Origin of the sequence: Bradyrhizobium sp. Leo170 (genome assembly GCF_004296405.1) — a bacterium.
GTDB lineage: Bacteria > Pseudomonadota > Alphaproteobacteria > Rhizobiales > Xanthobacteraceae > Bradyrhizobium.
Genome location: NZ_PSRR01000015.1, coordinates 26310 through 39506, shown reverse-complemented (window position 1 = coordinate 39506; position 13197 = coordinate 26310). Strand labels below are relative to the sequence as shown.

The 13197-nt window shown below is 64.6% G+C and carries 13 protein-coding genes; 8 read left to right on the top strand and 5 right to left on the bottom strand.

Going from position 1 to position 13197, the window contains the following annotated elements; genetic code table 11:
* Window positions 1–207 precede the first annotated feature (207 nt).
* The 5 genes from CWO89_RS05090 to CWO89_RS05070 are packed head-to-tail and all read left to right on the top strand — an operon-like array spanning window position 208 to window position 3976.
* On the top strand, window positions 208–1029 hold the full coding sequence (locus CWO89_RS05090; protein ID WP_130577551.1) for an ABC transporter permease: 822 nt from the start codon (window positions 208–210) through the stop codon (window positions 1027–1029).
* A complete protein-coding gene (locus CWO89_RS05085; protein WP_130577550.1) occupies window positions 1026–1832 on the top strand; it encodes an ABC transporter permease in 807 nt (268 codons plus the stop codon). The genes CWO89_RS05090 and CWO89_RS05085 overlap by 4 nt, the downstream gene beginning before the upstream one ends.
* Entirely contained in the window at window positions 1829–2587 is a 759-nt protein-coding gene (locus CWO89_RS05080; protein ID WP_130577549.1) for an ABC transporter ATP-binding protein, read from the top strand. The genes CWO89_RS05085 and CWO89_RS05080 overlap by 4 nt, the downstream gene beginning before the upstream one ends.
* The gene (locus CWO89_RS05075) at window positions 2584–2916 is read left to right on the top strand and encodes a hypothetical protein (protein WP_130577548.1); all 333 of its coding nucleotides are present in this window, start codon (window positions 2584–2586) and stop codon (window positions 2914–2916) included. Before CWO89_RS05080 ends, CWO89_RS05075 begins: the two co-directional genes overlap by 4 nt.
* A gap of 4 nt (window positions 2917–2920) precedes the next feature.
* Window positions 2921–3976, top strand: coding sequence for an ABC transporter substrate-binding protein (locus CWO89_RS05070; RefSeq protein ID WP_130577547.1), 1056 nt, complete (start codon window positions 2921–2923; stop codon window positions 3974–3976).
* A 265-nt stretch (window positions 3977–4241) separates the two neighbouring features.
* Here CWO89_RS05070 and CWO89_RS05065 read toward each other — a convergent pair whose 3' ends face one another.
* Window positions 4242–4880, bottom strand: a complete 639-nt coding sequence (locus tag CWO89_RS05065; RefSeq protein WP_130577546.1) for a TetR/AcrR family transcriptional regulator — start codon at window positions 4878–4880, stop codon at window positions 4242–4244.
* A 185-nt stretch (window positions 4881–5065) separates the two neighbouring features.
* Between CWO89_RS05065 and CWO89_RS05060 the strand changes: the two genes are divergently transcribed.
* Together CWO89_RS05060 and CWO89_RS05055 are read left to right on the top strand one after the other, a co-directional pair.
* The gene (locus tag CWO89_RS05060) at window positions 5066–6361 is read left to right on the top strand and encodes an HlyD family secretion protein (RefSeq protein ID WP_130577545.1); all 1296 of its coding nucleotides are present in this window, start codon (window positions 5066–5068) and stop codon (window positions 6359–6361) included.
* A gap of 43 nt (window positions 6362–6404) precedes the next feature.
* Complete coding sequence (locus CWO89_RS05055) at window positions 6405–7991, top strand: DHA2 family efflux MFS transporter permease subunit (protein ID WP_130577544.1); 1587 nt, start codon at window positions 6405–6407, stop codon at window positions 7989–7991.
* Window positions 7992–8104: 113 nt separating this feature from the next.
* Here CWO89_RS05055 and CWO89_RS05050 read toward each other — a convergent pair whose 3' ends face one another.
* From CWO89_RS05050 to CWO89_RS05035, 4 genes are all read right to left on the bottom strand, one after another.
* A complete protein-coding gene (locus CWO89_RS05050; protein WP_130577543.1) occupies window positions 8105–8770 on the bottom strand; it encodes a nitroreductase in 666 nt (221 codons plus the stop codon).
* A gap of 25 nt (window positions 8771–8795) precedes the next feature.
* Window positions 8796–9752, bottom strand: coding sequence for an MBL fold metallo-hydrolase (locus tag CWO89_RS05045; protein WP_130577542.1), 957 nt, complete (start codon window positions 9750–9752; stop codon window positions 8796–8798).
* Between the two features lie 25 nt (window positions 9753–9777).
* Window positions 9778–10167, bottom strand: a complete 390-nt coding sequence (locus CWO89_RS05040) for a cupin domain-containing protein (RefSeq protein ID WP_130577541.1) — start codon at window positions 10165–10167, stop codon at window positions 9778–9780.
* A gap of 61 nt (window positions 10168–10228) precedes the next feature.
* Window positions 10229–10984, bottom strand: a complete 756-nt coding sequence (locus tag CWO89_RS05035) for an SDR family oxidoreductase (protein ID WP_130577540.1) — start codon at window positions 10982–10984, stop codon at window positions 10229–10231.
* 299 nt (window positions 10985–11283) lie between these two features.
* Between CWO89_RS05035 and CWO89_RS05030 the strand changes: the two genes are divergently transcribed.
* On the top strand, window positions 11284–12861 hold the full coding sequence (locus CWO89_RS05030) for a winged helix-turn-helix domain-containing tetratricopeptide repeat protein (protein WP_130577539.1): 1578 nt from the start codon (window positions 11284–11286) through the stop codon (window positions 12859–12861).
* Window positions 12862–13197: the final 336 nt, after the last annotated feature.

The following is a 13197-nucleotide window of genomic DNA, read 5'->3' as shown; positions in this document are numbered from 1 at the left end:
AGGATCGCTGACATCCGATGCTGCGCCCATCCTTTCGTTGTTTGCCGGGCGTCCGGCCCCCCGCCCGGGTGATCTACGCAGGATAGGCGATTGCGCGATGAGACAATTTGCGCAACATGAGGCATGGCGTCGCGTGTCTAAGGCGGCACGGACGCGATAAACGACAATAAAGGCCGGCAAAGGCTGCATCATATCGGGGGAGGCGGCATGGAGGTGACGCGCAGTCTGAAGCGGCGATCGCCGTGGCTTGCGCGCAGCGTCAATTCGCTCGCGGGGGCCGCGATGTTCGTTGCCCCGCTGCTTGCGCTGGTTGCGATCTGGGCTGTCGTCGTCCCGCTGTTCGATATCAATCCGCGCGTCTTCCCCTCCGTCGGCGCGGTCGGTACTGCCGCGATGGAGTCCATCCGCGACGGCACGCTGTTTGCCCATATCGGCGCGAGCCTGCTGCGCGTCGGCCTCGGCACGCTGATCGGCATCGTCACCGCCGTTCCGCTCGGGATCGCGATGGGCGTGAGCCCCACGGTCGCCGCGTTCCTGACGCCCTTGTTCCGCTTCTTCTCCGTGCTCGCCGGTATCGCCTGGATTCCGATCGCCACGCTCTGGTTCGGCTATGGCTTCGGCGCCATCGTCTTCGTGATCTTCAACGCCGTGTTCTTCGTCGTCGCCTACAACACGCTGCTCGGCGTCAAGACCATCCCGCACACGCTGCGGAACGCCGCAAGCTCGCTCGGCGCGGGCCGCTGGGCCTTGCTGACGGAAGTGCTGTTGCCGGGCGCCCTGCCGAACATCGTCACCGGCGTCCGCACCGGGCTCGGCTTCGCCTGGCGCGGCCTGATCGCGGCCGAGATGATCGCGACCAATGTCGGGCTCGGCTACATGCTGTTCGTCGCCCGCGATTTCTACCGCACCGAAGTTATCGTGTTCGGCATGATCGTGATCGGTGTGCTGTGGCTCCTGATCGACCGTCTGCTGCTGGTCCCGCTGGAGCGCGCGACCATCGAGCGCTGGGGCATGGTGAGGCGCGCATGAATGTTCTCTTCCAGTTCTGGAGCGGTTACGCGCGATTGACCCGACGCTGGCCGGTGCTTGCGGCCATCATCCCGTTCATTCCGGTGGTGGCACTGTGGAGCGCGGTCGCCGCCGCCGGCATCTTCCCGCGTGCGTTCTTCCCCGGCCCGGTCGATGTCGCAAACTCCTTCGTCACGCTAACCTACAAGGGCATCCTGCCGGACTATCTCGGCGACAGCCTGATCCGCCTGTTCACCGGCGCCGCGGTCGGCATGGCGCTCGGCATTCCCTTGGGCGTCTTGATCGGCACCAGCCGCTGGGCGCATCGCACCTGCTGGCCGATCCTCCTGTTCTTCCAGGCGATCGGCGACATCGCCTGGTTGCCGATCCTTTTGATCTGGTTCGGCTTCGGGCTCACGACGATGACCTTCGTCATTGTCTACACCGTGCTGTTCCCTGTGGTGCTCAACACGGTGCTTGGCGTGGAATCGGTACCACGCGATCTCCCGCGCGCCGCCCGCAGCTTAGGGGCCTCGCCGGCGCGCGTGCTCTGGGAGGTGACGCTGCCCGGCGCGCTGCCCAACATCATCACCGGCCTGCGCAACGGTCTCGGCTATGGCTGGCGCGCCCTGATCGCGGTGGAGATGATCGTCGGCACCAGCGGCATCGGCTTCATGATGTTCGATGCGCGCCGCTCCGGCTCCACCGTCGAGATCCTGCTCGGCATGATCATTCTCGGATTGCTCTGGTACATCGTGGACGCCTGGATCCTCGCGCCGCTCGAGCGCGCGACTGGCCAGCGCTGGGGATTGGTGACATCATGAAGACGCTCTCGCTCAAGAACCTCGCAAAGACCTATTTCGATCCGTATGCCGGCTCGCATGTCAACGCCGTCCACGACGTCTCGATCGACGTCGAGCAAGGCGAGTTCGTCTCGCTGGTCGGCCCGTCCGGTTGCGGCAAGACCACCATCCTCAACATGATCGCGGGCTTCATTCCCTATACTGGCGGCGAGATCCTGCTCGATGGCAGGCCGGTCAAGGGGCCGGGTCCCGAGCGCGGCGTCGTGTTCCAGTCGTTTGCGCTGTTTCCCTGGAAGACCGTGCTCGACAATGTCGGCTTCGGCCCGAAGATGCGCGGCGTGCCGAAGGCCGAGCGCGACCGCATCGCGCGCGAATATCTCGTGCTTGCCGGCCTCTCGCATGCGGCGCACCGCTACCCCAATGAATTGTCCGGCGGCATGCAGCAGCGCGTCGGCGTGGTGCGCGCGCTCGCCAACAATCCGGATGTGCTGCTGATGGACGAGCCCTTCGCCAGCGTCGATGCGCAGACGCGCATGACCTTGCAGGAAGAGCTGACGCGGATCTGGCAGGAGCGCAAGCCGACCGTACTTTTCATCACCCATGACGTGGCGGAGGCGGTATTCCTCGCCAACCGCGTCGTCGTGCTTTCGAAGGGGCGCGTCCTCGACCAGATCGGGATCGACCTGCCGCGGCCGCGGGTCTGGGATGATCTGGTCAAGGACGACAAGTTCAAACAGCTCTCCGCGCGTGTGCTGCAGATGGTGCGCGCCGCATGAGCCTCGTCGCGCAAGCCTTCCGTTCGACCAAGGGCCGCATCGTGCTCGGCGTCATCGCCGCCTGGGCCGGCTTTCAGCTTTGGCTGACCTTAGCTGCGCCGGGCAAGATCTCGCCGGAGCTCGCCGGCACGTCCGAGAAGGTCAATGTGCAGATCGAGCTGCCGTTCACCCCCGAGCGCTTCCACGTGCTCGCATTCCAGCAATATGGACGCGTCTCGGGCACCGACGAGCATTCGATTGAATTACGTGGCGTCAAACGAACGGACCTCAACGCCGTCGCTCGGCCGTACTGGGTGACGGCGGTGGGGCCGATAAAACCGGGAGGGTAGGAGAATGAAACGATTATTGCTGCTCGCGCTGGCGTTCGCGCTGGCGTGGACGCCGTCGGGCGCACAGACGCTGACCAAGCTGAAGGCCGGCATGGTCACCGGCATCGACCAGATCGGATTGCCGATCGCGCTCGAGCGCGGCTTCTTCGAGAAATACGGCCTCGATGTCACCATCGCGCGGCCCTATGCCACCGGCGTCGACGCCCTCAACGCGCTGCAGGCCGGCGAGAGCGAGATCGTGCAGGTCGGTGTGCCCATGATCGGCGCGGTGCTGCGCGGCATGGATCTGGTCGCGCTGGGCAATTACAGCGGCAACGCCACCAAGGCCGGCTCGGATGCGACCATGGCGATCGTCGCGCGCGAAGGCTCAGGGATCGTCAAGGGCGACCTTGCGAGCCTGAAGGGCAAGAAGATCGCCACGTCCTTCGGCACCATCAATCACCTCTATATCCTGGGCATCCTGGAGAAGGCCAGGCTGAAGCCCGAGGATGTCACGCTGGTGAACACGCCGCCGCCGGACATGACGGTCGCGCTGCTCGCCAAGGGCATCGACGCCTTCTCCGGCTGGGATCCATGGCCGATTGTGGCGGTCAAGGATGTGCCGGGTGCGGTCGAGATTATCCGCGGCGGCGACGTGATCTCCTATCTCGGCTTCAACGTCGCGCTCCGCCCGTGGGTGCAGGCCAACGGCGACACTATCGAGAAATTCCTCGCTGCGGTCTCCGAAGCCGACCAGTGGATGCGCAAGAACCCGAAGCAGGCGGCACAGGTCGCGACCCGCTGGATCCCCGGCCTTAAGCAGGAGATCGCCGAAGCCGCGATGCAGTTCAACATCCAGCAGGCCGACCGCAGATTGTCGGCGAACAATTATCGCGCGCTCTACAGTGCGGAGGATCGTCTGTCGCGGCTGGGCATCATCAAGGCGACCTTCGACGTCAACAAGCATATCGAGCCGAAATACATCCTGAAGGTGATGAAGGATCACCCCGAACTGTTCTCCGACCTGCCGCCAATCCCGGAGGCCGTGGCGATCGGTCCGGGCTATATCTTCAAGCCGTAAAGGTATCTCCGATGTCATTCCGGGCTCGATGCTTCGCATCGCCCCGGAATGACAGCTCTCGGTGATTGCGAACAGGGACGACTGAGAGAGTGGCGACCGCAGTCTATCTCCTCACCCTGAGGAGGCCGCCAACGGGTCCGCGCGAAGCGCGGCCCGATGACAGGCTCCGCGGCCGTCTCGAAGGGCGAGGCCACAGGCGGGGCCTCATGGGTTCGAGACGCGCTGAGCGCTCCTCACCATGAGGGGCAACACCGGCATCGGCCTCTCACGCCGCTTTCCGATACGCCGCCAGGAACACCTTTGTCGCGCTGTCCACCACCGTGGCGATCTGGTCGGGCGACGGCGAGGGCTTGGCCTGGAAGATGAAAGCCTGGAACAGCGTCGCCTGGCACATCTGCATGAATTGCCAGGCGGCGAGCTCGAAATTATCGATCACGAGCTCGCCGAGCCCGGCACGAGCTTCGAGATAGGTCGTAAAGCGCTTGACGTTGCTCGCGATCACCTGTTCGTAAAACCGGCTGCCGACCTCAGGCATCCGTTCGGCGATCGCCATCACCGTGCGGATCGCCGAGCCGCCCCCCGGCCTGCACAGCAGGGCGACATAGGCGCGTCCGAATTCGGGCAGGGTGATATCGACGTCGCGCTGGGGATCGAAGTTGAAAGCGGTCTTGCTTTGCTCGATCTTCTCTTCCTCGACGATCGCCTCGAACAGCCGGCTCTTGTCGTCGAAGTAGACGTAAAGCGTGCCCTTGGAGACCCCGGCGGCGCGGGCGATCTCGCCCATGCTGGCGCCGTCGAAACCAAGCTCCAGGAACACCTTGCGGGCACCGTCGAGAATCTGTCGCCGCTTGGAGGAGTCCTCCTCGGCAACGATCTGAAGAGGGGATGTATGGCTTGCAACCATTGGTTTAGCCTCTCGGAGAACATTTCAATCCGGGTACTATCCGGAAGGGATTTTCTCCTTAGGGTTCCTGCAAGACAATGTAGCTTGACCGAACCGTTCGGTCAATGCTAGACGTGAAGACACGATGCCGCACAGCCCGTCGGGCCCTCGCTTGCGTCGTGACGGGGTAAATGAGGAGTCCGGCTATGGCCGCGGCGAGAGATCAGGCTGCACGCGTCGTTCGCTCCGAGCCGGAGGTCGAGGGCGAGTCCGTGCGTAACACATCAGCTCAGCCAGCAGAGCAGCTTCGTGGCCCCGCTCCCGAAGAAGCCAAGCGCCGGCCTGCCGAAACGCCGGCCGCGCCTGCGCCGGAGCAGCCGGCGGCGCCAGTACAAACCGCTCCCGCACCAAAGCCCGCCAAGCGCAGATTTGTCATGATGGGCGTGCTCGGCCTGCTCGCGCTCGCCGCCGTCGGCTACGGCGTCTACTGGTTCGTGGCCGGACGCTTCTACATCTCGACCGACGACGCCTATGTGCGCGCCAACAACTCGATGCTCGGCGCGCGTGTTTCCGGCCATCTGGCGGCGATCCTGCCTGCCGACAACTCGATCGTGCGCGCCGGCGAAGTGATCTTCCGGATCGACGACGGCGACTACCGGATCGCAGTCGACGCGGCGCGCAGCAAGATCGCCACCCAGCAGGCGACCATCGAGCGTATCGGCCGCCAGGTCACCGCGCTGGAAAGCGCGGTCGAGCAGGCGCAGGCACAGCTCGCGTCCTCCGAAGCGAACCTGAAGCGCGCCGGCCTCGATTTCGACCGCCAGCAGGCGCTGAGCACCAAGGGCTTTGCTTCGCGCGCCACCTTCGAAGTCTCGGAGGCAAGCCGCGACCAGGGCGTTGCCGCGGTGAAGTCGGCGCAGGCTGCCTATGACGCCGCGCGCGACAATGTCGAGGTGACCAAGGCGCAGCAGAACGAGGCCCGCGCCACGCTCGCCGAACTGCAGACCCAGCTCGCCAAGGCCGAGCGTGACCTCGATTTCGCCACGGTACGCGCGCCGGTCGAGGGCACCTTCTCCAACCGTCTTGTCAATGTCGGCGACTTCATCCAGGTCGGCCAGCGGCTCGGCAATGTGGTGCCGCTCGACGATGTCTTCATCGACGCCAATTATAAAGAGACCCAGCTCAAGCGCGTCCGCCCGGGCCAGCCCGTGACGATCTCGGTCGACGCCTACGGCCACCGCAAGTTCAAGGGCGTGGTCGACAGCATTTCACCGGCCGCGGGCTCGGTGTTCACCCTGCTGCCGCCAGACAACGCCACCGGCAATTTCACCAAGATCGTGCAGCGGCTGCCGGTCCGCATCCGCGTGCCGAAGAGCGTTGCACGGCAGAACGTGCTGCGCGCGGGCATGTCGGTCTACACCACCGTGGATACAAGCGAGGGCGCTGTGGATGCGGACAATGATGCCGATCTCGACGCACCGATGATGATTCATCCGCAGTGATAGTTTGAGTCCGCAAGAAAATCCCGGGCGCAGGTGAGCAGATATGGCCGACGCCACCACCGCTTCGCCGAACATGATGAACGCCGCGGCCGCCACCGAGCGCATCGAGCCGAAGCGGGTGGTCGCCTTCATCATCATGGTGTTCGGGATGTTCATGTCGATCCTGGACATCCAGATCGTCTCGGCATCGCTGTCGGACATCCAGGCCGGCCTCTCGGCGAGTTCGAGCGAAGTATCCTGGGTGCAGACCGCCTATCTGATCGCCGAGGTCATCGCCATTCCCTTGTCGGGCTTCCTGTCGCGCGCGCTCGGCACGCGGCTGCTGTTTGCGATTTCGGCCTTCGGCTTCACCGTCTCGAGCTTCCTGTGCGGTTTTGCCACCTCGATCGAGCAGATGATCCTCTGGCGCGCGCTGCAGGGATTTCTGGGCGCCGGCATGATCCCGACCGTGTTCGCTTCGGCCTACACGATCTTTCCGCGCTCGAAGTTCCACATCGTGGCGCCGATTATCGGACTGGTGGCGACGCTGGCGCCGACTGTCGGTCCCACGGTGGGCGGCTACATCACGGACCTGATGTCGTGGCACTGGCTGTTCTTCATCAACATCGTGCCCGGCATCGGCATCACCATCGGCGTGCTCGCGCTGATCGATTTCGACCAGCCGAATTTCGCGCTGCTCGAGCGCTTCGACTGGTGGGGCCTCCTGTTCATGGCGGGTTTCCTCGGCTCACTGGAATATGTGCTGGAGGAGGGGCCTCAGTATGAGTGGCTGCAGGACACGTCGGTTGCGTTCTTCGCCACAGTCTGCTTCGTGTCCGCGATCGCTTTCTTCTGGCGTGTATTCTCCGTCGATGAGCCGATCGTCGATCTCAGGACGTTCGGCAACCGCAATTTCGCGATCGGCTGTGTGCTGCAGTTCTGCATCGGCATCGGCCTCTACGGCCTGACCTATATCTATCCGCGCTATCTCGCGGAGGTCCGCGGCTACAGCGCGCTGATGATCGGCGAGACCATGTTCGTCTCCGGCATCACGATGTTCCTGATGGCGCCGGTCGTCGGGAAGCTGATGCAGAAGGTCGACCTGCGCTACATCATTGCCTTCGGCCTCGTTACCTTCGCGCTCGGCTCCTGGCAGATGACCTGGATCACCCGCGACTATGACTTCTATGAACTGCTGGTGCCGCAGATCCTGCGCGGCATCGGCATGATGTGCGCGATGGTGCCGACCAACAACATCGCGCTCGGCACGCTGGCGCCGCATCTGGTCAAGAACGCCTCCGGCCTGTTCAACCTGATGCGGAACCTCGGCGGCGCGGTGGGATTGGCTGTCATCAATCAGGTGCTGAACGACCGCACGGACCTGCACATCTCGCGTCTGCACGATCGGGTGCATTGGGGCAATGCGACGGCGGTCGAGACGCTCAACATGTTCACGGAGCGCATGCAGGGCATGGGCGATGCTGCAATGATGGCGTTGAAGCAATTGTCGCAGATCGTGCATCGCCAGGCGGCGGTGATGGGCTATGGCGACGCCTTCTTCATGCTGACCGTGTTCTATGTCGGCCTCAGTTTTCTGGTCCTGCTGCTGAACAAGCCGTCGGCGGCGGCACCTGGCGGCGGCGGACACTAGGGCGCGTGCTCATAAATCCGGTTCGGAAAGCGCGGCTCGCTGAATGTCCGCTTCGCTCCGAAAGCGTCGCCGCGAAATGACGCGAAGGGCCACTTGTCTGCGAGCGCAAGTAACTAACCGCCGACGAACGTGACCGTCTCGTCGAGCGGGGCGCGGCCCGTACGGGCGTAACTCACCGTGGAGTCCTCGTACCCGATCGACATGCCGCAGAAGAGGATCAGCGCGTCCGAGGGTGACAGGACCTCCGCGACCGTGTCCCGAACCTGCGACCACGCCATCTGTGGGCAACTGTGCAGCCCTTCGGCGCGGAGCAGCAGCATGACGGTCTGCAGATACATGCCGACGTCGGCCCATTGGGGGCGGCCCAGGTCGCGGTCGATGTAGCAGAACAGGGCGGCGGGCGCGCCGAAACAGTTCCAATTGCCGATGGCCGCCCGCTGGCGCGCCTCCCAGTCCTCGCGCGCAATGCCGAGCGCGCTGTAGCGCTCCTTGCCGAAGGCGGATCGGCGCTCTCGGTACGGGGACTTCAGCGCGGGCGGGTACATCTCGTATTGCCGCTCGTCCCAGGGGTCGCCGTGGCACACGCGTTCGACGGCGCGCGTCTTGAGCTCGGCCAGCGGCGCGCCGGTCAGCACGTAGGTGTTCCACGGCTGGATGTTCGATCCGGACGGCGACCAAGCTGCGGCGGACAGCACGCGCTCCAGCACCTCCCTCGACACAGGCTCGTCTTTGAATCCGCGCACCGCCCGTCGGCTTGTGACTGCCTCATATACGTCCATGATCGCACCCTAACCCAACAAGCGGTCAGTACTCCCAGGGGCCCGGTACCCAACGAAAGACGTCGCCGTCGAGCGCCACGTGGCAGACGGACGGGAACGACAAATGAGTGGCCACCAGCGACTCGCGGGTCGCCGCCAGCTCCCGCAAAAGACGGACCCGGACGCCGGCCGCCTCCTCGGGGTCGTGTTCGAAGCCGTTGTACCAGTCGGGGTGCTCGAACCCGACCTGGAACACGGCGTCGCCAGCGAACGTCAGCCGGTCGCTGCCGGATGCCAGGCGGACCACGCTGTGCCCGGGGGTGTGGCCGCCAGTGCGTGTGACGAGCACCCCCGGCGCCACCTCGTGCTTCTCCTCGAACGTCCGCAACTGGCTCTGGTACTCGTGCAAGAACCGCTTGGCCGTCCGCCGAAGCGCGTCCGGGAACCCCGGCGGCATGGAAACGTGGGAGAAATCGGGCGCCTCCCAGAACTTGGTTTCGGCGGCGGCCACGTGGATGCGCAGGTCCGGACGCAGCCGGTCCCTCACCCCGTCGACGAGCAGCCCGCCAATGTGGTCCATGTGCATGTGGGTGAGCACCACGTCGGTCACGGATGCGAGATCGATGCCGGCGGCCTCCAGTCGCTGAACCGTCCGCCCGGCCCGCGGCAAGTCCGGGAACTCCGCCCCCATCCCAGCGTCGATGAGTATGGTCCGGCCGCCGCTACGCATCACGACCACGTTCAGCGCCCACTCGAGCACGTCCGGCGGCAGGAACATGTCCTCCAGCCAGGCCGCCCGGACGGCCGGGTCAACGTTGTGGCCCAACATCGCGCCTGGCAACGATAGCACCCCATCGCTGACCACCATTACGTCAATTTCGCCGACCTTCAGCGCGTAGCGCGACGGAACCAACTCGGGCTCCGGTCTACCGTGGATGTACTTCGCGTTCACCTTGTCGGCGCAGTACTTGACCGAGGGCTGTGAGGTGTTGTCCAAGCTCATGTTTGTCTCCTGCTGACCGTAACAGTCACTGTGCGGGCACGAGCGCCGGGGCACCCTTGTCCTTGATCAAGAGCACCAGGAATTTCGCCGGCTGGGTGCTGCTCGCGTTCCGGTCGACGACATGAACATCATCAGGGCCTTCATAGAAGCTCTGTCCTGCTGTCAGTGTCACCGGTTGTCCACCCTTCAGCTGCATCACGACGGAGCCCTCCAGCACGTAAACAAACGCATGTGCATTGTGTCGGTGGATAGCGCTCGATCCGCCGGGCGCATGCTCGACCGTGATCATCAGAGCCTCCCTGCCGGGACTCTCCGGAAGATCCTTGGACATGAGTGACGTGACCTTAGGCTCCTGAGCCACCGCCGTGCCGGTCACGAGGCACAGAAGAACCAACGCAACGAGTTTGATCGTCATAGCCGCCTCTTTCGGTCGTTGCCCGGGACCCGCTCGGATGATCATGGTTATCTCCTGTGCTTCAGCTATGAACCGCGTTGCGGCTGAGCCAGTCGTCGAAGCGGATGGAGCCGAGGCGGGGGCGATCGCCGGGCGTCAAGGAGCGGTCGTTCAGCTCGGCTCCGAAGTAGCGCCAGTGCACGTCAGCGATCACCTTGCGCTGGTCGCCGCTCGCAGCCAGGAACTTGCGCGCGAACGTGTCCATCGGGCAGGCTTCCGGGCCCGCAACCTCGACGGTGCCGTTCAGCGGCGGTGCGAGCGTCAGCTCGGCCAGGTTGGCGACCACGTCGTCAGAGGCAATCGGCTGGAACAGCGCGGGCGACAGCCGGACCACACCGCCCTCTGCGCCCGATTTGACGATGCCTCCGACGAACTCGAAGAACTGCGTCGAGCGCAGGATCGTATAGGGAATGCCGGACGCCTTGATCAGATTCTCCTGCGCCACCTTGGCGCGGAGGTAGCCACTGTCGGGACTGCGGTCGCTGCCGACGATCGACAGCGCCAGATGGTGCTTCACGCCGGCGGCCTTTTCCGCGGCCATCAGGTTGCGGCCCGAGGTCTCGAAGAATTCAAGCACCGCCTTGTCCTCCCACACCGGCGCGTTCGCCAGATCGACGACGACCTGTGCGCCGGAGAGCGCCTCTTTCAGTCCCTCGCCCGTGATGGTGTTGACGCCGGTATTGGGCGCGGCGGCGATGGCATCGTGACCCTTCTCCTGCAGTTTCTTGACGAGCTTTGATCCGATGAGGCCGGTGCCTCCGATGACGACAATTTTCATGATCTTGCCCTCCAAGGGTGTGCAAGGGAGTGTCTAGGTTGTGTCGTATTCGACGCGGCACAGGGTGCCGGATCGGCGGCCGGAAAGCCTTGTGGCGGCCTTGAGGCGCGATTGAATTTCGCTTGGGTTTCCGTCCAAGACAGCGGGACAAAAGAGCAAGACGAGCCAAGAAAGCGCCACGCTGTTCCGGCAGTTTCCGCTTGCTTTACCGGCGCGATAACTCGGCCGAGCTTCGGCGATGATCACCGTGCTATCAATGGCTTGCCGGCCATGGCGATGGGCGGCGATGAGAGGGCGACGTGCAGTACGCGTTCGAGGACTACGTGATCGACTCGGACCGGCGGGAGCTCACGCGCAGCGCCGCGCCGATCGCCGTCGGGCCGCAGGTCTTCGACCTGCTGCTCCATCTGGTGCGGAACCGCGAACACGTCGTCAGCAAGGACGAGCTCCTGGATGCCGTGTGGGTCGGGCGGATCGTCTCTGAATCGACCCTGACCAGTCATATCAACGCGGCGCGCAAGGCCATCGGCGACAGCGGGCAGAACCAGCGCCTGCTTCGAACGATCGCCCGCAAGGGATTCCGGTTCGTCGGCGACGTCAGCGAAATCGCCAGTCGCTCCGCCGCAGTCAGCACCGAGCCCGACGCGCCGGGCAAAACCATCGCAGAGCCGCCGACCCTCCCCGACAGGCCCTCAATTGCCGCGCTCCCGTTCCTGAACCTAAGCGGCGACATCGAGCAGGAGTACTTCACCGACGGCGTGGTAGAGGACATCATCACGGCCTTGTCGCGCATTCGCTGGCTGTTCGTGATCGCACGCAATTCGAGCTTCACCTACAAGGGCCGCGCGGTCGACGTGAAACAGGTCGGCCGCGAGCTCGGCGTGCGCTATGTGCTGGAAGGCAGCGTGCGCAAGGCGGCACACAAGGTGCGCATCACCGGGCAGCTGATCGATGCGACCACCGGGGCGCATCTGTGGGCCGAGCGTTTCGAAAGTGCGCTCGACGATATTTTCGAGCTGCAGGATCAGGTCACCGAGGCCGTCGTCGGCGCGATCGCGCCGCAGCTCGAGCGGGCCGAGATCGAGCGCGCGAAGCGCAAGCCAACCGAAAGCCTCGACGCCTACGACTACTATCTGCGCGGTATGGCGCACCTCCATCTGGGATCCAGGGAGTCGATCGACGCGGCGCTCGGTCAGTTCAACCACGCGCTCATGCGCGACCCGAATTTCGCGTCGGCCTATGCGATGGCGGCGTGGTGCTATTTCTGGCGCAAGGTCAACGGCTGGATGACCGATCGCCCAGGCGAGATCGCCGAGGGCGCCCGCCTGGCGCGCCGGGCCGTCGACCTGGGCCGGGACGATGCGGTCGCGCTCACCCGCGGCGGGCATGCGCTCGCCCACCTCACCGATGACGTCGCCGGCGGCATCGCCTTGCTCGACCGGGCGCTCGTGCTCAATCCCAATCTCGCGTCGGCCTGGTTCCTCGCCGGATTCCTGCGGACCTGGAACGGCGAGCCGGACGCCGCCATCGAGCACTTCTCGCACGCCATGAGGCTGAGCCCACTCGACCCCGAGCTCTACCGCATGCAGGCCGGACTGGCGGCGGCGCATCTGTTCGCGGGGCGCTTCGACGCCGCGTCGTCGTGGGCGGAGAAAGCCTTCCGGGAGTTGCCGAGCTTCCTGATGGTCGTCAGTGTCATCGCGGCGAGCCATGCGCTCGCGGGCCGGCCGGACGAGGCGCAGCGCGCGATGAAGCATCTGCGTGAGCTCGACCCCACGCTGCGCGTCTCCAATCTCGCGGATTGGCTCCCGATCCGCCGGCCTGAGGACCTCGCGACCTTCGCGGATGGGTTGCGGAAGGCGGGGCTGCCGGAGTGAGGCGCGCAGTTCTCCGACCAATCATGTGAGTTGTGAGGAAAGGGTAGCATAGTCCTGCTGCAGATTTGGCCGGATGCGTCCGAAGCGGATGTAACGCGAAGCACTGCGGAATTCCCGCGCCACTGCACCACGGCCTTGTGAAATGATCGAATCGGCGAGCAGCAGTCTTTGAATCAAGTTTGCGCGCTGTCGCTCTAGCGCGAAGACGTGAGCTCACGGCTTTGTCATCTTGCAAATCAGGCGTGACGCATTTATAAGCAACGCGTTGTCGCTCGAACCGGGGAGGATTTGCATGATTTCGGCTTATTCGCAGATCGCGCGCTCCCGTTCGATGCT